Source organism: Rhodopirellula sp. UH5, assembly GCF_056839225.1.
On record NZ_CM166390.1, the window covers coordinates 2,488,172 to 2,511,618 of the forward strand.

Sequence of the window (23,447 nt, forward strand, 5' to 3'; positions counted from 1 at the left end):
TCGCATGCGTTGGACGCCGCCCCCATCTTAACTGGACAGCGATACTTTCGTGAGCGGCGAGACGTGAGCCGCTGGATGAATCAAGTGCCGTAACGCTTTCGGAAGCAATCACGATGCATCCGAGCCAGAATTTCATGGGATGTCCACCCGGCAACCTGAGTGAGATTGACCAATCGCCCCAGCAAATCGGCGTACAACGTCATCGGTTCCGTCCCCAAATCCCAACCCGCCGCGTATAGACATCGAACCGCTTCGGCATGCTGACCGCTGGCAGTGTTCTGGTCCGCACGCTCCAGAAAGAAGGTGGTCAAACGACTCCGCACCGAACCACCCTCCCGGTTCTGCAAGCAGTCGAGGTACTCGGACATAGAAACCGACGCGGGCACAGCATTGGCAGGTGGTTTGGCCTTGGACTGATCGATCGATGTGTCCCCTGACTCGGGCCGCAGCTTGCTCTCGTGAGACATCCAATAGGCACCAAACTTGGCCATCCCTTCGGCTCCCGACGTTGCCCAGTGAGTCCGCAACCGGACGCTCTGGTCAGTGAACACACTGCACCGCATCGACGCCCAAAACGCCACCGCCGCGCCACTGAAATCCTCGCGTTGCATGCGGCAATACCCCAGCAACTCGGCCGCCCAAGCCAACTCCGGTGCCAACGCGTGAGTGCGTTCACAAAGGCTCTCGATCCGCGACCAATTCTGTTGGGCTGGGTCCATCGCGCCCGGCTGAACGGCCCCTTCGTCTTGCAACCGATTGGCGATCTCCACGGGCAACGTCCGTAAATCAAACCCCCACCGCATGATGTCATTCCAGGCGAGACCCATTCGGTTGGCATCAGCCGGCATCAAGTGCCGCGTCAATTCGTTGCTCAACTCGTCGATCACCAACTGGCAACCGATCGCAACACCGCACACACCCGCGTTCAACAAATCGTCGATCCAGCCCGTGCCTTCGGACTGCCAGCGTTGCTCCTGGGCGATCGGACGCACCCCCTCCGGCAACCACCGTGTCATCCAATCCTGCCAAGCATTCGTTCCCGGCTGAACCGAACGAGCGTTGTCCATCGGCGAAGGAATCGCGTGCCGATGATCGCTGGCAGGCAAAAACGGCAAAATCTGATCGAACAACAAGGCCTCGGCCAGAGAGTTCCCCCAGGGCAGCCAATCGCCGCCACCGTGGTACCAATGACACAAATCGTAAGCAGCTCCCCCCGCCGCGTTTTCCCCGTCAGACAGTCGCAAGCAGAGCCAATCCCCCGCATGACTTCCCACCAAAGGCAGAAAATTGGGAGGCATCAAGGGCGGCCAGACCGGATCAGGAACGGACTTGAGCAACGTTTCCGGCGAAACGGCCACGACGAATTCGCCATTTCCGGGAGACCGCCACACCTCGTCGTCAAACCAGGACGCCAAGTCCGGCTGCAGCGTCACCGCAAATCGTTCCTGCAGTTGATCGGACCATTTCGGCGCAGTATCAAGCGACTGACCTGATTGAACCGAAGCGTTCGGGCCAGAGGGTGTCTCGGCATCATCCAAAGGATCAGACACAGATTGCGGAGTGCGACAGCAGAAAAGAGGAGAAAAGAAAGGCAATGCAAATTGTAAAGCATCTGGCCTTCGCCCAAACACTAACGCTCGACTGGAAGTCACCGCAAGAGCGTCGGAGCTAGTTCGGCCCCACTACCCCTGCAAGACGGCCTCGATCACGTGTCCCTTCACATCGGTCAATCGCATGTCGCGACCGCCAAACCGGAACGTGGATCGCGTGTGATCGACGCCCATCAAATGCAACATGGTGGCGTGCAGATCGTGAATTTCCGTTCGGTTTTCCACTGCTTTGTAACCGAATTCATCGGTCGCCCCGTAAGTCATCCCCGGCTGAATCCCGCCACCCGCCATCCAAATGGAGAACCCAAAGGGGTTGTGATCGCGGCCATTGGCACCTTGCGCAAACGGCGTTCGCCCAAATTCCCCAGCCCAAACGACCAACGTCTCATCCAACAAACCTCGTTGCCGGAGATCCTTCAGCAATCCCGCAATCGGTTGATCCACCGCCAGGGCGTTGTTCTCGTGCCCTTTTTTCAGGTTGCTGTGTTGGTCCCAACGATCGGCACCGACATTCGGGCAAGTCAGCTCGATGAACCGCACGCCCCGTTCGATCAGACGCCGGGCGATCAAGCATTCCGCGGCATAAGTCTGCGTGGGTTTGTACTCCGCATCCAACCCGTACAATTTGCGAATGTGCTCCGGTTCGTCCTCGATGGACATCAAATCCGGGACCGCGGCCTGCATTTGAAACGCCAACTCATAATTTGAAATCGCAGATTCGATCGCGTCATGCCGAAGCCCATGACGCATCGCTTCGGAATCCAACTCGCCAATCAGATCCAAATGCGCTCGTTGGCGTCCAATGTCCGGCTCCGGGGACTGGATGTTCGCGACCGCGGTGCCATGTGGCTGGAAGACCGATCCCTGATAAGTCGCCGGCAAGAACCCGCTGCCAAAACAATCCAGACCGCCAGGAGGAATCAGGCCTCCGTTGAGTGCCACGAAACCAGGCAGGTTGTCGCATTCCGATCCCAGGCCGTAATTGACCCAGGCCCCCATGCTTGGTCGTCCCTGCAAACCACTTCCCGTGTGCAAAAAGTAGTTCGCAAACGTGTGCTCGGAAAACTCCGAGACCATCGAACGAACCACCGCCAATTCGTCGACGCATTCCGCGACATGCGGGAACAAACTGCTGACCGGAATCCCGCTCTCACCGTGCTGTTTGAACTTCCAAGGGCTGCCCAGAACCTTTCCGTTGTTGTTGAACTGGGTCGGCTCGACGCGAAACAAATCGCCCGGATCACGCCCGTCCATCTTGGTCAGCAAGGGCTTGGGATCGAACGTGTCGATCTGCGACGGCCCCCCATCCATGTAAAGGAAGATGACGTGCTTGGCCCTGGCTGGATGATGCACCCCATGGCCGGCATGCTCCGCAGCGGCTTCGTTCATGAGCGCCGCCAAAGCCACGCCACCGAACCCCATCGAGGTCTGAGCCAACATCTGCCGACGACTGATGGCCTGACGACCCAAAGTTGAAAAACCACTCATGGCACAAACACAAATTCTTTGGTGTTGACGATGGCATGAGCCACATTGGCCCACAACGAAACATCTTCCATGGTTGCCCCCGAGGCCTGCCCCCAGGCCGTCAGGTACTGACGAATGGATTGCAACTCAGACGGTTTCGCAGGGCGTCCCAACGCATTCCAGATCATCCAATCGATTCGGCGGTCCACCGTTGTCTCCCCAGACAAACGAGGTGACTCGCCCCTCTCGGATCCCGGCTCGCGAGGCACCTCCCGCATTGCACGCTCGGCAAACAAGTGAGCCTGCTCTCGCACAAAGGGATCGTTCAGCATCACCAAGGCTTGAGCTGGAACATTGGACGCGTTGCGACGGCCCATCGTGCTGAATGGAGTCGGCGTGTCAAACACGCTCATCATCGGCGACAGGAAATTCCGACGAACCGCAACGTAAATCGAGCGTCGCCGGTCACCATCCATCGGACCACTCTTCGCTGGACGACCTCGCCCCTTCATGAACGAGGTCAAATGAATCGGCACGGAACCGCCTTCCGAAGATCGGTCCAGCTGTCCCGAAATCGCAAGCAAGCTGTCACGAAGGACTTCGCCCTCGAGCCGTTGCAGGTTCCGTTGATGCAGCCGTTCGTTCTTCGGATCGACCGTGGATGCCAACGCGGAGATCTCATCCGATGCTCCCTGCATTGACATCTGATAAGTGCTTGTCAAAGCGATTCGCCGGATCATCCATTTCAAATGCCGACCGTGACGATCAAAGTCCGTGGCCAAGTGATCGAGCAATTCCGGGTGGGTGGGCCGCATCCCCAAAACGCCAAAGTCATCCGTCGTCGGCACGATGCCGCGTCCCATCAAATGATGCCACAACCGGTTCGTGATCACCCGAGAGGTCAGTGGGTTGTGCGGGTCATTGATCTCGTCGGCCAATTCCAAACGCCCGCTTCCTTGTTCATCGCCAAGGCGTTCGCCGCCCGTGATCGCGGTCAGGAAATGTCGCGGCTCGATGTCGCCTTCGCTGGACGAATTGCCGCGAATCAAGATCGCTGCGTCTTCCCCGCTCCCGTCAATCATTCCGATCGCCACACGCGATCGCTTCTGTATCTGAGCCACCAACTGCTGACGCGTTTCGAACCATTCCGTTTGCCAAGCGGCGACCTCCGAACGAAGCCCTTCATCCGCCGCCACGCGTGCTCGGAGTTGCGTTTCCAACTTCTCGATGCGTTTCGCCTGCTCGTCCAACTGGCCCTGAATCTGCTTTCGAGTCTCCGCCACATCGGCCTTGGACGACTGAGCCACACACAGAATTTCAAGGCTTTGATCTTCCGCAGGAGTCAGCTCTAAATGCAGTCGATGTCCAACGTACCTGCCCAGATTCAACTGAACCCAGCCATCCACTTCCTTGAACTGAATGATCGTTTCGCCATGCAACGGCCCCTCGACCAATCGATGAGAATCCACACAAGCAAAGATGTTTCCTGATCCACGGACTCGGATGGAAACCATCGGCTCTGTCAAAGCAAACGTTGGCAGACGAAGCGTTCGACCGGCCCGAGGATAAGCTCTCAATTTGCCTCGTGCGTTGGTGGCGTTGGAACGAATGGATTCCAATCCGTTCCATGAAACATCGTTCTTGGCCGCGGCGTTCCGAGCCAACGAGACCAACTTGTCGGCCGCTGGTTCCGAAGCAGCGGGCTCCATCAACTCCGGCTCCCCGGATCGCATCGGCTTCGCACCAAAGATGAATCCGTTTTGGCGATAGTCGCCTGCATCAAGCTGATCGAAGGCGTGCACGACCGAATCAGGCCAAGCGATGCTTTGGCCCGACCGCTCCACCGCGTCGTAAAGCTCCTCAAAAATCGCCTCAAATTTTTCGCGATAGCTCTCATCCAGCTCCCGAATTTGCTTCGCAACCTGACGATTGTGCTCGATCGAATCGAATCGAATCTCCGCGTAATCGCTGCTCTGCAGAAACCCCGTCAGCGAGTAGTAATCGGCGGTCGAAATCGCATCGAACTTGTGATCGTGACACCGAGCGCAGGCAACCGTGACTCCTTGGAAGGTTTTCGACATCACATCGATCATGTTGTCGATGCGGTCCGATTCGTCTTTGCGAATATCAACCGGCGAATGAACCCACTCACCCAAATGCCAAAACCCAGTCCCCAAGATCGATTCATTGAACGGCCTGCCGCCTTCGCCGTCATGAAAACTCATCCGCGGCTGAGTCATCAAATCCCCGGCGATGTGCTCCCTGACCCATTGGTCATACGGCACATCCGCATTGAGCCCTCGAACAACGTAGTCGCGGTACCGGTCCGCGTTGGGGATGTCCGCGTCAAACTCGTGACCACGAGATTCAGCGTACCGAACCAAGTCCAACCAATGACGTCCCCAACGGTTTCCAAACTCGGGTGAAGCGATCAGCCGATCCAACAAACGCTGCATCGCGTCGGGACGCCCATCACCTTCGAAGTTGACGACTTCTTCCGGCGTGGCTGGCAATCCTGTCAGTGCGAACGTCAAACGCCGCACCAACGTGCCACGATCCGCGGGTTGAGCAGGGGACAGCCCCGCGTCTTCTAAACCAGCCAAGATGAAACGATCGATCGTGTCCCGTGACCAAGCCGGATCGCTGACCTCGGGTGCCGTGTGATCTTGGACGGGCTGCCAAGCCCAATGCGTTTCCCGTCGGTCGTCCAAATCAAATGACTTGGCTTCGCCCTCGGCCCCTTCGGGCAGAGCTTCTTCCGGCCAGTAGGCCCCCTCCGAAACCCATCGTTCCAACGCGCCAATGTCCTCGTCAGACAGCTTGCCCGACGGTGGCATCTCATACGATTCAAAACGAACCGCTTCGATCAGCAAACTCGCATCCGCTTCACCTGCAACGATGGCCGGGCCCGAATCGCCACCGCTCAGCAAAAACGATCCATGATCGACACGCAAACTCCCTTGTCGCTCATCGAAATCCGCGCCGTGACACTCATAGCAATGCTCGCTCAGCAAAGGCCGAATGCGATTCTCAAAGAACTCCCGTTTCCCCGACTCGTCGTCCGCCCAACAACTCCCCGCCACCAACACTCCCCACAAAAAAGGTGTCAGGTACCTTTTTGGCAACCTGGGGAACTTCGGTCTGCCGCAAAAAAGGTACCTGACACCTTTCTGTTGACTTGTCAGCCCTGAACTAAAACACCCTAAACTACCAAAAAGGTACCTGACACCTTTTATGCGGGGGCGGGTGGACCGGTTTGGAAATCGAGACGACATGGGCTGCGTGGGTCGGGTGGGCATCTGGCAGGAGTGATGCAGTTGTTTTGCCGACGCTTTGGTGGCTCGACATCTGTCACTTGGAACGTTCCATTTTAGCTGGTTCCGGTACAGGGATGTCAGTCAATAGACGCTGAATCACCGAATCCGTGTCCATCCCCTCGGCTTGAGCTTGGAAGTTGGTGGCGATGCGGTGCCGCAACACGGGCAGAGCAATCTTTTGAATGTCACCGGGCTCCACGCTGAAGCGTCCGTTCATCGCCGCGATGGCCTTGCCACCCGCAATCAGGTTCTGTCCCGCTCGCGGGCCCGCCCCCCAATCGACCAGTTCCCGTACATACTTGGGGGCCGATTCATCGGTCGGCCGAGTCGCTCGAACCAACTGAGCGGCGTAACGAATCACCAGCGGCCCCGCGGCGATGCTGCTGACCAATCTCTGGCAATTCAAGATCGCACGCGCCGAAAGGATTTTGTTGACCGACACCGATTCGCCCCGCGTCGTCGCCGTCAGAATCTTCTCTTCCTCTTCCGCCGAGGGGTAATCGATTTTGATATTGAACATGAATCGGTCGAGCTGTGCCTCCGGCAACGGGTAAGTCCCTTCCTGCTCCACCGGGTTTTGCGTCGCGATCGTGAAAAACGGGTCCGGCAGCGTGTGGGTCTCTCGCCCCACCGAAACCTGCCGTTCTTGCATCGCCTCGAGCAACGCGGCTTGCGTCTTCGGCGGCGTCCGGTTGATCTCGTCGGCCAGCAAAATATTCGCGAAGATTGGGCCTTCGACAAACCGGAAACTTCGCCGCCCCGATTCGTCCTCTTCCATCACTTGTGTCCCGGTGATGTCCGACGGCATCAAGTCCGGCGTGAACTGAACCCGTTTAAACGAAACATCCAAAATATTCGCTAGCGTGCTGACCATCAAAGTCTTCGCCAGCCCCGGTACACCCTCGAGTAAACAGTGACCTCGGGTAAAGATGGCTGCTAGCAACTGTTCGATCGTGTCGGTTTGGCCCACAATGACCTTTGCCAGCTCATCCCGCATCTTCTTTTGGTGTTCCGAGAACTCTCGCAACACGTCTGCCAAATTGCGGGGCTTGGACGCATCACCCGAACTCGCACTGGACGCGGCATTGCCTGCCGTGGGGTTCATCGGTGGAGGGGTCGGAACCGAAGGATCAGCCATGAATCACAGTCCAAATCACATTGTTTCGAGTCGCACGGGTTGCTTCCGCATGAGTCACATTCGCGGTGTCTTGGATCCAAACCAATCCGACCGAACGATCGCGTGCGGGAGTCAACGCAGTTTACGCCTTGCAGCAAGCAAGCGATATCGGTGTGCCATCATCGCTGTGCTTTGCACGTTGACTCTGCTTGCCACTGCACCCCAACGCGGTGCAGCACAAGACAACCGAGGACGCATCGATGCCCCCACGGTTCAACGAGCCATCGATCGTGGGGTCGAATACCTTCGCAAGTCTCAAACTGACCGGGGAGGATGGGATGAATACACAGGCCAATCCTGCGGGCTGTCGTCACTCTGCACGTTGGCTTGGCTCAACGCCGGCGTGTCACGCAACGATCCGGACATGCTCCGAGCCCTGCACTACCTCCGCCGATTCGAGCCCACCCAAACCTACGCCGTCAGCCTGCAGACCCTGGTTTTCTGTCACGTTGGCGCCCTGGAAGACCTCCCCCGAATCCGACGCAATGTTGCTTGGTTGACTGCCCAACAAAAAGCAGCCAACTCGAGGAATCCGGGAGCCTGGAACTACGGGGACCAAGCAGGTCAGGGTGATCCCTCCAACAGCCAGTTCGCATTGCTGGCTCTCGGGGAAGCGGTCAACCGAGGTGTCGAAGTCGACCCGGCCGTGTTCCAGCGAGCCCAAGCCTACTGGCGGAACCTCCAATTTCGCCGCGGTGGTTGGCCGTATCGATCCGATGACCCGACCGGCAGCATGACCTGCGCCGGCATCGGATCGCTGCTGATCGCTCAAGACGCGTTGAGCACGCTTGACCACGATCAAAAAAGCCTGCGGTGCTGCGACGAGGAAGCAGGCGACCCCGGGATCGAAAAAGGCTTCCAGTTCCTCTCACAAATCTTCACCGTCGAAACCAACCCTGGCAGCACGCTGTCGAGCGATTTCTACTACCTGTACGCCATCGAACGAGTCGGACGCTTGTCCGGTCGCCGTCTGATCGGCGGGCACGATTGGTATCGCGAGGGAGCCGAACACCTGATCGGCCTGCAAGATGCCTTCCGCGGATTCTGGAACGGATCGGGCCCCGCCGAAAGCAAACGCGACGTCGCCACTTCGTTTGCCTTGCTGTTTCTCTCAAAAGGCAAACGACAGGTCGTCGTTGGGCAACTGGATCATCCCTCGCTTCGAACCTTGGACGCGAACAACAACGCGTCCCTTCCGTTTTCAACTTCGCTCAAGCAATTGGTCCGTCACGTCGAACGCGATTGGTCGCAAGAACTGACCTGGCAAACCATCCAAGCCGAAGGCGCAACGGTTGCCGATCTTCTGCAAGTTCCCGTGATCGTCATTCGTGGATCGCAAAGACTTCAGTTCAGCAACGAACTGATCGCAAATCTGAAACAGTACATCGACCAAGGTGGCACAATTCTGTTTGACGCGATCGGGGGCGATGGCTGCGGCGACGCAAAAGGGTTTCAAGACAGCGTGGTCGACCTCAGCCAACGTTGGTTCCCCGGCAGCCAGCTGGAGCGATTGCCTCCGTCCCATCCGGTTTGGTTCGCCGAACGCCCAGTCGATCCCGCTGCGATCGGCCAAGACTACTGGGTCTACGGAGTCGGAGCGTGTTGCCGAACACCGGTGTTCTATTCACCTCGCAGCCTGTCATGCCGATGGCAACACAGCGGTCCCTTGCTTCGCAACGCCGACATGCCCGCGGCGATTCGCCCGCAGATCGAAGCCGGAATCTCGATCGGCGAAAACATCATCGCTTACGCCACCGGCCGGGAACTCAAAAACAAACTGGACGCGGCATCGATCGTGGATGGCTCGACGGCACCGCCGCCCACCCGAGGCGCCATTCCAATCGCGGTGGGTGGCTTGGGTGCTGGCGAGAAACAAGTCCTGCGAGCACTCCCCAACGCCGCGACCCTGATTCGCGAAAAGTTGGCGATCGAAGTCATCGCCGTCAACGATCCAATCGAGCTAACCGAAGAGTCACTGGCCCGCGTCGGGGTGCTGTATCTGCACGGACAAACGGCGGTCCAACTGAAACCTTCTGAACGCGATGCCCTGCGAGCGTTTGCCTCGCGAGGCGGCATCATCATCGCCAGTCCCATCTGCGGCAGCGAAGCCTTTGGGAACTCCATCCGCACTCAACTCGCCGAACTGTTCCCCAGCGAATCGTTCGAGCCGATGGAGAAAGAGCATCCCGCGTGGACGACTCGCTTTGGCGGCTATGACCTCAGCGACGTCACGATTCGTCGCCCGAATCAAACGGGCGAACGTCAGAAAAACCAAACCCTCAAAATCAGCCGCGTGCGATCGACACCGATCGTTGACCTACTGCAAGTCGACGACCAAGCGGCGGTGTACTACTCCCCGCTCGATCTCAGCTGCGCACTGGAGTCACAAAACTCGGTCCAGTGTCCCGGTTACAACACCGCGGACGCCGCCCGCATCCTGGCGGGCTTGATCCTCCACTCGCTCAATCGCTGAGCGGGCTGAAAGCATACGCAGGATGCAAACCGACGCTGTGAATCAAGAGTGCAATCGGGCAAAGTCGCGGACGTCTTCTTCGATGGCACGCATTCGATCAGACAACTTCACATCTGCCGCATCTAAGTCCTGCGACTCGGCGGCTTCCAAGCGAGTGAAAACATAAAACTTCACTTTGGGCTCGGTGCCGCTGGGGCGAACCGCGACGTAGTTGCCGTCCATCTCCAAATCCATGATGACCAGGTTTCCACTGGGGCCTTCCAGCGGCGAAGTGGAACCATCAGCAACGTTCAAAGTGGTTGCACTGCCGTAGTCTCGTACTTGAGCCACTGCGATTCCGCCCAGCGACTTTGGTGGTTCGGCACGGAACGCTTTCATCAGACTTTGCATCGCCGCCATCCCTTCGCTGCCTTCCATGAAGACGTTGATCAGATTTTCGCGGTGCATGCCGTGCTTGCGGTACAAGTCAGCCATGTACTCGTGCATCGACTTGCCCTCGGCTTTCAACTTCGCCGCCAACTCGCCCATCAACATGCAAGCGACCGCGCCGTCTTTGTCACGAGCGTAGGTACCGACAAGGTAGCCGTGCGATTCCTCGCATCCGTAGACAAAATCTTCGGGGCCTTCGCGATCCATCGCCTCAGCAATGTATTTGTATCCGACCAACAAATCGCCAACGCAGCGTGCACCGTGCGACTCGGCGATCCGTCGAACCAATTCGGTCGTCACCAACGTTTTGATGACGTAAGAGCGATCCGTCAGCTTGCCTGCTTTGGCGGTCTGCTCCAGCACATAGTCGGCCAACAAAGCCGCGATTTGGTTTCCGGTGAAGGTTCCCCATTCACCACTGGAATCGGTCGTCAGCGGGGCCGCCACACCCAAGCGGTCGCAGTCGGGGTCCGTTGCCAGAACCAGGTCGTATCCGCCAGGCCGCGCCGTCTTGATCGGAGCCTCGAAGACAGCCGGGTTTTCAGGGTTCGAAACGTGCCCGGGAACATTCGGGAAGTCACCACTCTTTTCGCGGTGGCCTTCGTACACATCGACTTGCGTGAAACCGTCTCGCTTCATCAGCGGGATCACGGCCTCTTCGCCGACACCGTGCAGTGGCGAGTAAAGCACTTTGACGTCCCGTGGCCCCTCAAAGCCACACTGCGAAGCAGCGTCCAAGAAAGCAGCGTCGATTTGTTCCGTCACGACTTCGATGCGACCATCGGCCATCGCTTCCGCAAACGGAGTCGCACGAATTTCCTGGCAACTCATCACGCGATCGATGATCGCTTTGTCGTGTGGTGGCAGAACCTGGCCGCCGGTGGACCAGTAAACCTTCACCGCATTGTCGCTCGGCGGGTTGTGGCTGGCCGTCACCATGATCCCGCAATCGCAGTGCAAGTGTCGCACGGCGAAGGACAACTGCGGCGTCGCGCGGTAATCATCCAGCAAATAAACCTTGATCCCGGCCGCGACCATGATGCCGGCACACAGTTCCGTGAAGTGACGAGATTTATGCCGCGTGTCATAAGCGATCGCACAAGACAATTCCTTGGCACCGCCGTGATACTCGACGACGTAATCCGCCAACCCCTGTGCACTCTCGCCGATCGTGCGGTCATTGATCGCGTTGGAACCGATCTCGTACATCCGTCCGCGGCGACCGCCGGTCCCGAACGGGATGACCGTCCAAAACACATCGTCCAGTTTTTGCCATTTCCCGTCGGCAATGTGCTGCAACGTTTGATCGCGATAGTCGCGGTACCGATCTTCAGTCAACCAAGCTCGAATGTTTTCCACCGCCCCCGCGGTCAATTTCTTTTCTTGGCAAGCTTGATCAATCGCAGCCAAGGCTTCATCGACGGTCAGGGAAGGGGACGAGGCAGGGTCAGAACCAGATGTCATGATGAAATCGCACCGGGGATAGCGGGGAGACAGGTCGGATCAATGGGCCCAGATTCTACGCCCCGAAGGACGGTCTCACCACCTAACGTCCGATCAATCCAGCCAACCGTCGCCAGGTCGTTTTTGGCCCCCAACCGAGTTCACCTCGGCCTCCCAACGCCGCATCTCGTGAGTGCCGCAAGAACGAGTGGACCTGGCGAGGTAACCCAACGCGTGACATCCGTCTCGGGGCTTCCGCCCCGAGCTACGAAAGCCGGCCCCGTCATCGCCAGCACCGCCCGGATTTTGCAATTTAAAATTTACAATTTCACTTTTTCAATTCATCCCCATCTACAATTCATCCCCATCTAGTCGCCCGCCGCCTGTCGCCGCTCCGCGGCTTGCCGAGCAAGGGTGTCGCGATCGAGACCTCGGGTTAAAAACCCGAGGCTGACAACCGTCACCGCTCCGCGGTTATTGGATCCCCCGACTCGCAAAACCAGTCGCGGAGCGACGGCAGTTGTTTGTTGCCCTCCCCGAACGCTCCCCCGGTTCGCGTCCCCGCACGATGGCCTTCCAGCCCCGTCGACATGCGAACCGCGGCGAAAAGTAGGCCGGCATCAAGGACGAAAAGGCTGCCGGAGCGACGCAATCTCAGACATGCATTCTGGTGTTCGCATGGAATCAACTGCTCCTGCTTTCGTCCGCAGATCCGGCAATTCGATGTGTTTGCTTGATCCAGCCGACGAAAAAACGCAACTTAAGAACACGTCCGCGAGGCAAATCAGCAAGGCCCGCGCGGCACTAGCTCAACCAGCCCTTGCGGTACAAGTAGTACAGCAGGCTCAATGCCAGAACCATCATCACTGAAAGAGCGAACGGGTAGCCAAAGCTCCATTCCAGTTCGGGCATGTTCAGCGGCGACGCCTTCTGATCGAAGTTCATCCCGTAGATCCCCGCCACAAAACTCATCGGGATGAACAACGTCGCGATGATCGTGAGCACTTTGATCACGTCATTGTTCTTTTGCCCCAGCAACGCGAAATACAATTCGCGAAGTTCGCCACACGTTTCGCGGTCCGTGTCCGCCGCTTCCATCAATTGCCCGATGTGGTCCTGGCAATCGCGAAGATACAACCGTGTGTCGTTGGCCAAGATGCCTTCGCCTTCTCGCAACAACAATCGCAGCGCGTCCCGGTGTTGCTGGACCGTCTTTCGGATCGCCAATAGGTCGGCGCGAATGTGGTGCAAATGCATCGGCAAGTTGTCATTGTCATTGTCCTGCAACAACTCCGCCATGTCAGACAGATGACGCTCGTAACGATCGATGATCGGGAAATAACCGTCGATGATTGCGTCAATGATCGCGTAAACCAAGTAGTCCGCCCCGCGCTCGCGAATGCGCCCCATCGCACGCGAGATTCGCTCCCGGACGGGATCCAAGCAATCGCCCACGTGTTCCTGAATCGTGATCACGGTTCTGCCCACCAAGAACACGCTGACTTGTTCGGTTTGGAACCCGTCCTCGCCAACGGGCATGCGAGCGATGAAAAACAACGTTTCGCCATATCGCTCCATCTTGGCGTGCTGGTCCATCTGAACGACGTCTTCCAACGCCAGCGGGTGCAGCCCAAACCTCCGACCGAGCGCGCGGAGCACCTCCATGTCGCGGATGCCGTGCAAATCAATCCAAGTCACAACGTCCGGATTGGCCGGATCGTCACTCTCGATCGAATCAACAACCTCATTCAAATGCGTCCGACCGTCGTACTGAATCACTCGAATGTGACTGGGAACGGTGTCCTTCTTTTTCGACGACACATCGCTCGACAAATCGCCGGGGACGTTTCCGACCTTGGAACGTGACCGAGCCCAACGCGGCCGATGCACCCGAAGACGCATTGGCAACTTGCCAGGCAACGCCCCCATCGCAAGCAAAAAATCACGTTTACGCGGCGTTGATTTGTCCGTCTTCGCTGACATCTTCGAACCGAATCGAGACTTGTTTGCTGACCCCGGACTCTTGCATCGTGACACCGTACAACGTTGTCGCCGCGGTCATGGTTTTCTTGCTGTGTGTGACGACGATGAACTTGGACTGATCCAAGAACTCCGTCAACACGGTCACGAAACGGCCAATGTTGGCTTCGTCAAACGGCGCGTCCACTTCGTCCAGCACACAGAACGGGCTGGGACGATACTGGAAAATCGACATCAACAACGCGACGGCGGTCAACGCTTTTTCACCACCGGACAGCAACGAGTTGCTGAAACTCGGCTTCCCAGGAGGCGTGGCAACAATCTCCACACCAGCTTCCAACGGGTCGTCGGACTCTTCCAAGATGAGGTCGGCGTGACCACCACCAAACGATTTCCGATACAGCTTTTGAAAGTTGATTCGAATGGCTTCCAGCGTGTCCAAGAACAACCGCCGTGAATCCGCGTTGATGCGAGCGATCACGCGCTGCAACGAGTCTTTCGCGGCGGTCAGGTCTTGATACTGACCATGCAGTTCGTCGTAGCGAACTTGCAACTCATTGAGTTCTTCCAACGCTTCCATGTTGACTGAGCCAACGTTCTGAACCTGACCTCGCAGACGACTGATTTCGTCATCGACCGAGGACCGGTCTTCGATTTCAGCCAACTCCTCGGGAGGCTCATCGCTTCGCAAGTCGATCTGGTAGTCCTCCGCAATGCGGTCGGCCAGCGTGGTTTGCTTGAGCGCCGCGGCATCCCGAGCGGAACTGATCGTGGCAACGGATTCGGTCGCTTTGGCAACCGCTTTGATCGCCGCCTGCGATTCGGTTTGAACGCGGCGAGTGGCCTCGCGTTCCCGATTGGCTTCGGCCGCCAAGACCTGTAGCTTGGAATCGGCCTCTTCCATCGCAATCATCAATTCCGCCAACCGATTGTCGGCTTCCAAGATTCGCGTTTCGATCTCGGAGATCCGCTCTCGCGTTCGAGTCATTGCATCGCGAACTTCTTGATTGGCGGCCTCACGTTGGCTTTGATCGCGTCTCGCCACATCCGCAGCGATCGTCAATGATTCGACACGCTGTTCGCTGCGAGCTGCCTCGACGGAAATGCTCATCGCCTCGGATTGCACCGCGCGAAGTTGCTCCGACGCCGCCGTCAGCTGCACATCGATTTCGGCGCGTTGAGCTTCGAGCGTCTCGATTTCCTGCTTTCCTTTTCGGATCGACAGCGCCAACTCGCCGTCTTGGTGCTGAGCGGTTTGCAGCAATTCTGTATGCGACACCGAAGCTCGCTTCAGTTCGTCCACCGATGCTTGGCGAGCCGCCAATCGCTCCGCAACATGGTGCAACTTGGCTTCTGCGGCGGCGTGTTCGGTGATCCAGTTCCGCATCGCTTGTTCGTGACGCCCCAGCTCCGCTGCTTCACTATCAACGACACCGGTCAAACGGCCAGCTTCTTTTTCAGCCTCGGCGATTTGATAGCTGTAGTGCTGCATCTCAGACTTCGCCGCAGCCAACTCGCTGCGTCGGCTGACCAAACCGGTTTCGCCACCGGGAGGCCCGACCACGCTGGATCCATCGTTGTCCAGCAAGTCGCCGGAGGCAGTCACGAAACGCAGACCGGCCGAGGACAGCTTTCGCAATCCGATGGCGGTGGCCAAGGTGTCGACCAACCAAGTGTTGCCGAGCAAGTGACGAACCAATGGCTCGAGTTCCACTTCGCAATCGATCATCTTGTCAGCCCGACCGATCACGCCGGCCAACCCGTCCAAGCGAATCTTGTCGCCGGGACGTCGATTGGGCAGTTCATCCAATCGGATGATTCCGACTCGCGTGCCAATTTTGATTTCGCCGCGACTGATCGCATCGCTGACCGAACCACCGCGAACGATGACGTACTGGCTGCGAGGCCCCAGTGCCGCATCAATCAGCGGAGCGACTTGCCGATCAACGGAGAAACAATCCGCGACGATGCCGACCAAATCTTTTTTCAGCTGAGCATTGCTCATCCGCAGAACTTCGCGAACGCCGCCACTGACGCCTTCTTGTTTCTGCTGCAGCTCTTCCAGCACGCGAGCCCGCTCGGTGATCCCCTGCAGACGAATTTTCAGCGACCCAATTTCTTCTCGGCGTCGTTCCAAAACTCGCCGCGTCTCACGAACCTTCGCGTCCGCGATTTCCACTTCGCGCTGAGCCTCGGTGATTCGTTTTTCCAATCCCGATACATTGCGAGCGACTTCGTCATGGTCCCGCTGGGCCGTCTTCAGCCCTTCATCCGCCGTCACTGAATTGCGAGCGATCTCTTCGAGAGCACGGGTTGCCTCCCGCATCTGCTGCGCCACCCGACCGCGGTTGGCTTCGTGCTCGGCGACTCGGCGAACGGCCGCCAAATGATCGCGTTGCAGATCATCTCGCGTGGTTTCGATGCGATGAACCGTGGCCTGCTCCGCGTCGCGCTTCGCCGCGATGGCTTCCTTCTTTTCCTGGACGCCAGCCATCTCGGATTCAGCGACTTCCAATGCCGCGATCGTTTTTCGCAAATCGGCAATCGCGGATCCCGCCTCGGTCCGCATCGCTCGCAGGCGGCGATAGTGACCGACCAACGTGCGACGTTGTTCGACCAAGGTCGTTTGATCGGATTCGCGGCGACCGTCGATTCGGGCGATCTCGCCTGAAAGTTCGCTGCGGCTTTGCTCCGCTTCCCGAGCCGCCTCGGCGATCGTTTGCAATTGCATTTCAGCGGCTTGCCGCTGTTCCTCCAGCGATTCTCGCAGGGCGTCCGCTTCGCGATGCTGACGCTGGGCCGTTTCCAAGTTCGCGGTGGCGTCATTCAGCTCGGCTGACAACGTCATCCAATCGGTCCAAGCCACCACCGTTCGAAGCTCTTTCAATCGGTCGCTGGCTTGACGGTAGCGTTCCGCCTTTCCGGCTTGACTCTTCAGCGTTTTCAAACGCGTCGCGACTTCGTCAACGATGTCGCCCAAGCGGGTCAAGTTCGTCTGCACACGCTCCAGCCGACGCTCGGCCTCCACCTTCTTGGCCTTGAATCGACTGATCCCGGCGGCTTCTTCGAAGATGGCCCGCCGATCTTTGGCGTTGGCCTGCAACATCCGATCGACCTTGCCCTGCTCGATCAAACTGTAAGCGTCGATTCCGATGCCGGTCCCGCGAATCAGCGCTCGGACATCTTTCAACCGAACGGCTTGATGGTTGATCAGGTACTCGCCTTCGCCACTGCGATACACGCGCCTGGTCAGGTGGACCTCGGGTGCATCGATCGGCATTTGACCGCCGGTGTTGTCGAAGATGATTGTTGCTTCCGCTGCGCCTGCAGGCCCGCGAGTTTGCGATCCCTTGAAGATCACATCGGACATGTCCTTGCCGCGAAGACTTTTGGCGCTTTGGCTGCCCAGCACCCATTTCATCGCATCGACGATGTTCGATTTCCCAGAACCATTGGGGCCCACGACGACCGTGATGCCATCGGGGAAATCAAACCGCGTGCGATCCGCGAAGCTCTTGAAACCGGCCAGCTCGAGTGCTTTGAGCATGAATGATTGTGTTGCCGGGAGCGAATGAAAAGGAAGACGACGGATGGGTGAAACGTTGTTTCGACGCCTCAAGACTAGCCAAAAAGCTGGCAAAATCCTAGTTCGATCACGTGAAACGGGCCACAATCCTGGGCATCAAAAAAGCACCCCAAACGCGCAAACAACCAGAATCAACAGCCCGGCGACCATTTTGCCCACCGTCCCGGTCGTTCGGCCCCAAAACGCGGCCTGCCCGATCCGCCAGCTGTCCCGCCAGGACTTGCCATCATTCCACTCGGCGAACATGGCCCCGGCAGTGGCCCCCAATCCGCCAAACAAAATGGCAGCCAAAACCGGTCCAATCACAGGAATGGGCAAGCCCACGATGCCACCCACAATCGCCCCCAAGATTGACCCCACAATTGCCATCAGGGTGGCTCGGCGACTCGCCCCCGCCCGACTGGCCCCCATCGCCCCCGCCAAAAACTCAACCAATTCCCCCACCAATCCCAGCACAAAGGCGATCGCCAACGAAGCCATCCCGAGCTGCCAACGCCCGGTTTCAGGCCCCAACCACACGTAGAACGCCATCAACGCAATCGCCAGCCAATTCCCAGGCAAAGCGACCAGGTTGAGCAACCACGCCAGCGTGCAAACCAGGATCAACCCCAGGCCCAAGGCGACGACACCAATCGGCATCATCACGTCGCGAATCGTGTCGCGGGCCCAGACCAAGGCGTTGCTGAGGCGCGCCCAAAAACCATCGCTGTTTTCTTCCGCGACCAGCACTTCCGACGGGACCTGCGAGGCGTCCGCCGAGGCTGGCGCGGTTGACGACGGGCTTGAATCCGCCACCGCGGCAACCAAAGTCTGCCGCGGCGAAACGACCTCCACATCCGCGAAAACCATGCGGTCCGTCCAACCCGTGTACCCCCAAGACAACAGTGTCGCGGCGAGCATCCATCCAATCTGCAGATCGATCATGCGGTGAAAACTGTCGGAAGAATTGATGTGGAAAGGCTGCTTGGACACAAAAGCGTGAACCAAACCCGGTAATTTCCGGTCTCACTGGCGAATTGGGAACCCGCCCTGTCAAGCTCCAAAAACGATCGAGCGAGCCAAGAAGCGACCGCAAAACTGTGGTTTCTTGTTTTCCCAAACGCTAAGATGTAGCAACTTCGCAGCCAACTTTCTGACTCGAGGAAAGGACTGACGCAACAATGAGCGGACGGGTTTTAGATACCAACGTGTTGGTGCTGAATCGCTTTTACATGGCGATCCGCGTGGTCAATGTTCGTCGAGCGTTGACGCTTTTGTATCGCGATTGCGCCGAGGTCATCGACAACGAGGATGGGCAATTCACCGGATACGACTTCGACAGTTGGTGCGAACTGAGCCAATTGGCTTCGGATCAAAAGCAACCGGAAGACGAATACATTCAAGCCGTCGGGTTTGAAATGAAGGTCCCCCGAATCACGCGATTGACGCGGTTTGATCGGATGCCGGCTCAAACGGTCCGGTTCAATCGCAAGAACCTGTTCGCTCGCGACGATCACACGTGTCAGTACTGCGGCAAGGCGGAACCGACCCACAAACTCAGCCTGGATCACGTCGTGCCACGCTCCCATGGCGGTGGAACCACGTGGGAAAACATCGTCTGCTGCTGCCTGCGCTGCAACGGTCGCAAGGGCGGTCGCACGCCACAGCAAGCCCGCATGAAGTTGCTTTCGCGACCGGTCAAACCACGGTTCAACCTGCTGATGACGCATTCGATGGATGACCCACGCTACGCGTCGTGGAAGACGTTCTTGCACGCGGCAAAATAGGCGACCTGGTGAACGGGCAACCACTTGGCCACCGCAACGTGCTTGCCCGGTCGCCTCGCGGACCGATCGCCCCTGTGCCCGATCGCCCCTGTGCCCGGTTTGTCTCGCGAATCGTCAGACTCACCGGAACACGCACGATCGTGTTCCACCGTTGCCTGCTGCAGCGGCACCAACCCGAAAATAATGAATTGCTCGACAAACATTTTTCGGCGTGGTTATACTCGGGACATCATCGGACACGACCCCATCGGACCCGAATCGGAAGCATCGCTTATGTCCTACGACGACAACCCCACATCGCCCGTTTTTCGCATTGATGTGTCTGCGGAAACAGACGCTGGAGTGCCGGTTTCCAATGAGGAACTGACGGTTGGGTTGCTGCGTCAATTGGTCGTCAGCCAGCAGCAACAAACCAAATTGCTGACCGAATTGGTGCAGCAAAACGCGGCCATGCACAAGCAACGTGCTGGCGAATTGCAGCAGTGGAAAGACGCCAACCCGCAATTGTCGCGAGCCTGTCGCCGAGCCGCTGAAACACTCAGCGAAGTGCAAACCGAATTCCTGCAAACGCTGACCGAAGAAATTGACGATTCGGGCGACCACTTGGTCGAAGGCGAATACATGCTGAACGAATTCATCGATCGCTTTGGTCCTCGAATGGCTCATTTGAACGGCATTTTGCAGGTGCTCGCGCAATTGGGAACCGGCGAACCGATCGCACAGCAACAACAACAGTGAATCAATGAATCGAGAGCTGATTTTGAGCCGCTGAAAAATTCTGCGGCTCGGAACACAAGTGGACTTTCAAGAAATTGAATCGTTCGCTAACCTCTCGCCTTCTTGGACGCGAAGTGTCTTTCACAGACGTTTCAACGCGTCCAGAATCTGCTTATCGGGGCGTAGCTCAGCCTGGCAGAGCGTCTGGTTTGGGACCAGAAGGTCGCACGTTCGAATCGTGTCGCCCCGATTTTCTTTTGCCGCGGGCAGCCTATTTTTGCAGGCTGCCGCTCTTGGCAACTCCCGTCCGATGAACTTCATCCTGACGGCACGCGGAAACCAAATTTGCGACTCAAGTTCTTTCTTGCGCCCGTGATAGACGCGATCACTCCTGAAGTTTGCTCCCACCAAGCGAACCAAGGGTGCGTCTTTTCGTTGGCCAGCTCGTCTTGATTGGAGAGAAGTCATTTTTTGAAAGGAAAGCCATGAACCAATCGCTCCCCAATCCCCGCCACTTCATCCAACCTCAGGCCAACGTCTTTCAACCGACGAGCCAACCGCTCCCGCCGGCTCCTCAACCAGCCACCGCGACTCCTTGCTGCGGCGAGGCTCAAGTGGAGCCTCAACCGACAACGATCTCGGCGAAGACAGATGCGCAGGCATCTCCTGCCGACGACGACCGCCAAACGCTGCCGATCGCGATCATTGGCGCGGGCCCGATCGGCCTCGCCGCCGCTGCGAACCTGCTGGAACGAGAACAAGAGTTTATCCTGCTCGAAGCAGGACCGCGAACCGCCGCGAGCATCTGGGAATGGCGACACGTCCGCTTGTTCACACCGTGGTCCTACCTGATCGACCCAGCCTCCAAGCGGATGCTTCAGTCCAATGAGTCATGGGAAGAGCCCAATGCCACGGAGGTTCCCTTCGCGAAGGAATTGGTGGAACGCTACTTGGATCCTCTCGCCGCAAACCATCGCATTGCCTCCCGGCTGAAACTGGAACACAAGGTCACGTCGATCTCTCGCGATGGGCACGACCGGATGAAGGACGGCAATCGCAACGACGCTCCCTTTTTGATTGTGGCAGACACGCCTGCTGGCCCACGCCGCTTTCACGCTCGCGCCGTCATCGATGCGTCCGGCACCTGGAACACCCCCAATCCGATGGGAGCCGGCGGGGTCGAGGCAGATGGCGAACGCCAGTTCCAAGATCACATCCGCTACGGCATGCCCGATGTGCTGGACCGCGAACGAGAACGCTACGCAGGCAAACGTGTGCTGGTCGTTGGCTCGGGGCACTCCGCCACCGGTGCGGTGCTGAACTTGGTTGAATTGGCCAAAGAATCCCCGGAAACCATGATCGCCTGGGCGGTTCGCCGCACCAACCCAGCCAAACTGTGGGGCGGTGGCGAGGCGGATGAAATTGAAGCCCGAGGCGCACTGGGCACTCGCGTCAAAGCAGCGGTCGACAGCGGCCAAGCGACTTTGCTGACTGGACTTTCGATCGGAGCCATCCGTGAGCACCAAGACGGCCTGGAGGTTTTCGATGTGAAAGGCGTGTCCCAAGTGATCGTCGACGAAATCATTGTCGCGGCTGGATCACGCCCCAACCTGAGCATGCTTCGCGAACTTCGCCTGGAACTGGATGCTTCCACCGAAGCCACCAAAGCACTCGGACCGTTGATCGACCCAAATCAACACAGCTGCGGATCGGTTCCACCTCATGGAGCAGCGGAACTGAAACACCCCGAACGTGGGTTCTACTTGGCTGGCATGAAAAGCTATGGTCGAGCACCGACGTTTTTGATGCGGACGGGGTACGAACAAGTTCGATCCATCGCAGCCGACCTCGCCGGTGATCACGAAGCCGCTCGAAAGGTTGAACTCACCCTGCCGTCCACTGGCGTTTGCTCCACCGATCTGGCATCCCAAGAGCCAAGCGGATCATGCCAATCGAGTGCCTCCGGCAAACCGAGTGGGCAGTGTGAGTCCAGCTCCCAATGCTGCTGACCCGATGTGGCGAGACTCCAACTGAGGGACTCCACCTAGCAAGTTACTGACGTAGTGGATGAGGCGACGAATCCTCCAGCACGGGACTCGTCGCCTCGTCCACTACGAAACCCGCTACTTATTCATCGTGTATGGCTTAGCTGTTTGGGTGGCATGCAATCCAGTTGGCCACCCCGATTTCCACACCGAACGACTTCCCTGTTTTTCGCGTAAGGAACGGCGTCCGAGCCCCACACGAGAAACGATGAACACGGAAAACACACCGTCCTCTGAAAGCACCTCGACCGCTGAGATTTGGAGCTTGTTCGGGGAACAACTTCGAGCCTTCTTGTTGCAACGAGCTCCCAACGCACAAGTCGCAGAAGATCTTCTCCAGGAGACCTTTGTCCGAATCCATACCAAGCTGAACGAAGTCGACGACCAACAACGCATCCGAGCGTGGGTTTTCCAAATCGCTCGCAACTTGGTCGTCGATCACTACCGTGCAAAATCACGCGAAGCATCGGCGCTGGCCGACGAAATCGCAGCCAATGACGAAAGCGAAGAAAGCCTCGAGGAAGTCGTGATCAGCTGGCTCCCCAAGATGCTGGAACAACTTCCTGCCGAGCACCGTGAGGCAGTCGAGCTGTACGAAATTCAGGGACTGTCGCAACAAGAAATTGCAGACAGGCTGGGGCTTTCGCTGTCCGGTGCTAAATCGCGTGTTCAGCGAGGGCGAACGAAACTCAAGCAAGTCCTCTTTGACTGCTGCAGCTTCGAACACGACCGTCGAGGCAACCTGATCGGCTACCAAAGAAATCACGCGAACGATTCGCCCCCGCTCGACGCCTGAAGCCAGCTCGATGCCTGATTCATCGGGACCGCGTCTGCGTCGCAGGGAAAGCGTGCTGGTGGTGCGTCAGCGTCAAAGAGGAGGGGCATCACGATCGCGGAAGCGGTCAAGGCATTCGGGATTTCATCAAGCAAGTCGAAACTCTTGACGAGTTTCGCTACCCTATCAATCAGGCTTGGACACACCACCAGTGATTTTCTCACGCACACGGATCGTGTTTTGAGCCACCGCGGCGAGGGTAGAAGCCCACGGCGGATCGCGGTTTTCCAATTGTGTCGCCCCTTTCTCGCCCAAACATTCAGCTGGTCACTTGAATTCTCCGGCTGAGACAACGCCCATGGTCAAATCCTGTCGAAGCTGCAAACGCCCGCTCGATCCCAATCGCGACTGGATCGAACGGTTCCTGGTCGAAGGTGCACCGGCCCCGCCTGAATCCCGTGCAACCAAAGCGGATTTGCGACAAGCTGTCGCAGAACGCGACCATTTGCTGGGCCAATTGCACGCCATGGCCCTGCGAATGCTGGCCAAAGAATTGTCCATCGCCGCCTCCCCCTCCCTGAGCGATGACCGCACTCCCTCGCAAATCCACGCCGATATGCAGCGTTGGATTCAAGATCGTGAACGAACGGGGTGACCCCCGT

14 protein-coding genes and 1 tRNA gene are annotated in these 23,447 nt (G+C 58.0%); 7 read left to right on the top strand and 8 right to left on the bottom strand.

What is annotated here, in order from left to right; genetic code table 11:
• Positions 1-80: 80 nt before the first annotated feature.
• The 4 genes from UH5x_RS09030 to UH5x_RS09045 form a co-directional block, all read right to left on the bottom strand.
• Positions 81-1,550: an SMI1/KNR4 family protein gene (locus UH5x_RS09030; RefSeq protein ID WP_482635463.1), complete on the bottom strand. Its 1,470-nt coding sequence runs from the start codon at positions 1,548-1,550 to the stop codon at positions 81-83.
• Positions 1,551-1,682: 132 nt separating this feature from the next.
• Positions 1,683-3,050 carry a DUF1501 domain-containing protein gene (locus UH5x_RS09035; RefSeq protein WP_047815629.1) on the bottom strand — a complete coding sequence of 456 codons (1,368 nt, stop codon included), beginning with the start codon at positions 3,048-3,050 and terminating at the stop codon, positions 1,683-1,685.
• A 44-nt stretch (positions 3,051-3,094) separates the two neighbouring features.
• Positions 3,095-6,202, bottom strand: a complete 3,108-nt coding sequence (locus UH5x_RS09040) for a PSD1 and planctomycete cytochrome C domain-containing protein (RefSeq protein ID WP_482635464.1) — start codon at positions 6,200-6,202, stop codon at positions 3,095-3,097.
• Between the two features lie 226 nt (positions 6,203-6,428).
• Positions 6,429-7,532 carry an AAA family ATPase gene (locus UH5x_RS09045; protein WP_390173945.1) on the bottom strand — a complete coding sequence of 368 codons (1,104 nt, stop codon included), beginning with the start codon at positions 7,530-7,532 and terminating at the stop codon, positions 6,429-6,431.
• Between UH5x_RS09045 and UH5x_RS09050 the strand changes: the two genes are divergently transcribed.
• Positions 7,444-10,044, top strand: a complete 2,601-nt coding sequence (locus tag UH5x_RS09050; protein ID WP_482635465.1) for a DUF4159 domain-containing protein — start codon at positions 7,444-7,446, stop codon at positions 10,042-10,044. The genes UH5x_RS09045 and UH5x_RS09050 overlap by 89 nt on opposite strands.
• 42 nt (positions 10,045-10,086) lie before the next feature.
• On the opposite strand, the gene UH5x_RS09055 is transcribed toward UH5x_RS09050, so the two are convergent.
• The 4 genes from UH5x_RS09055 to UH5x_RS09070 form a co-directional block, all read right to left on the bottom strand.
• Complete coding sequence (locus UH5x_RS09055) at positions 10,087-11,937, bottom strand: phospho-sugar mutase (protein WP_482635466.1); 1,851 nt, start codon at positions 11,935-11,937, stop codon at positions 10,087-10,089.
• Between the two features lie 783 nt (positions 11,938-12,720).
• Positions 12,721-13,845 (bottom strand): magnesium/cobalt transporter CorA, encoded by a 1,125-nt coding sequence (gene corA, locus UH5x_RS09060; RefSeq protein ID WP_047813550.1) that lies wholly within the window; start codon positions 13,843-13,845, stop codon positions 12,721-12,723.
• A gap of 19 nt (positions 13,846-13,864) precedes the next feature.
• Entirely contained in the window at positions 13,865-17,443 is a 3,579-nt protein-coding gene (smc, locus tag UH5x_RS09065) for a chromosome segregation protein SMC (RefSeq protein ID WP_047813340.1), read from the bottom strand.
• A 135-nt stretch (positions 17,444-17,578) separates the two neighbouring features.
• Positions 17,579-18,454 (bottom strand): DUF456 domain-containing protein, encoded by an 876-nt coding sequence (locus UH5x_RS09070; RefSeq protein ID WP_482635467.1) that lies wholly within the window; start codon positions 18,452-18,454, stop codon positions 17,579-17,581.
• A 188-nt stretch (positions 18,455-18,642) separates the two neighbouring features.
• On the opposite strand from UH5x_RS09070, the gene UH5x_RS09075 reads away from it, so the two are divergent.
• The 6 genes from UH5x_RS09075 to UH5x_RS09100 all read left to right on the top strand — a co-directional run bounded on the left by UH5x_RS09075 (position 18,643) and on the right by UH5x_RS09100 (position 23,440).
• Complete coding sequence (locus tag UH5x_RS09075) at positions 18,643-19,248, top strand: HNH endonuclease (protein ID WP_047813342.1); 606 nt, start codon at positions 18,643-18,645, stop codon at positions 19,246-19,248.
• A 273-nt stretch (positions 19,249-19,521) separates the two neighbouring features.
• Positions 19,522-19,986, top strand: coding sequence for a hypothetical protein (locus UH5x_RS09080; RefSeq protein WP_047813343.1), 465 nt, complete (start codon positions 19,522-19,524; stop codon positions 19,984-19,986).
• Positions 19,987-20,141: 155 nt separating this feature from the next.
• Positions 20,142-20,215 (top strand) — tRNA-Pro (locus UH5x_RS09085).
• Positions 20,216-20,450: 235 nt separating this feature from the next.
• Positions 20,451-21,974: an NAD(P)-binding domain-containing protein gene (locus tag UH5x_RS09090; RefSeq protein WP_482635468.1), complete on the top strand. Its 1,524-nt coding sequence runs from the start codon at positions 20,451-20,453 to the stop codon at positions 21,972-21,974.
• Between the two features lie 244 nt (positions 21,975-22,218).
• Positions 22,219-22,806, top strand: a complete 588-nt coding sequence (gene sigZ / locus UH5x_RS09095; protein ID WP_482635469.1) for an RNA polymerase sigma factor SigZ — start codon at positions 22,219-22,221, stop codon at positions 22,804-22,806.
• 337 nt (positions 22,807-23,143) lie between these two features.
• Positions 23,144-23,440, top strand: coding sequence for a hypothetical protein (locus UH5x_RS09100; protein WP_047813346.1), 297 nt, complete (start codon positions 23,144-23,146; stop codon positions 23,438-23,440).
• Positions 23,441-23,447: the final 7 nt, after the last annotated feature.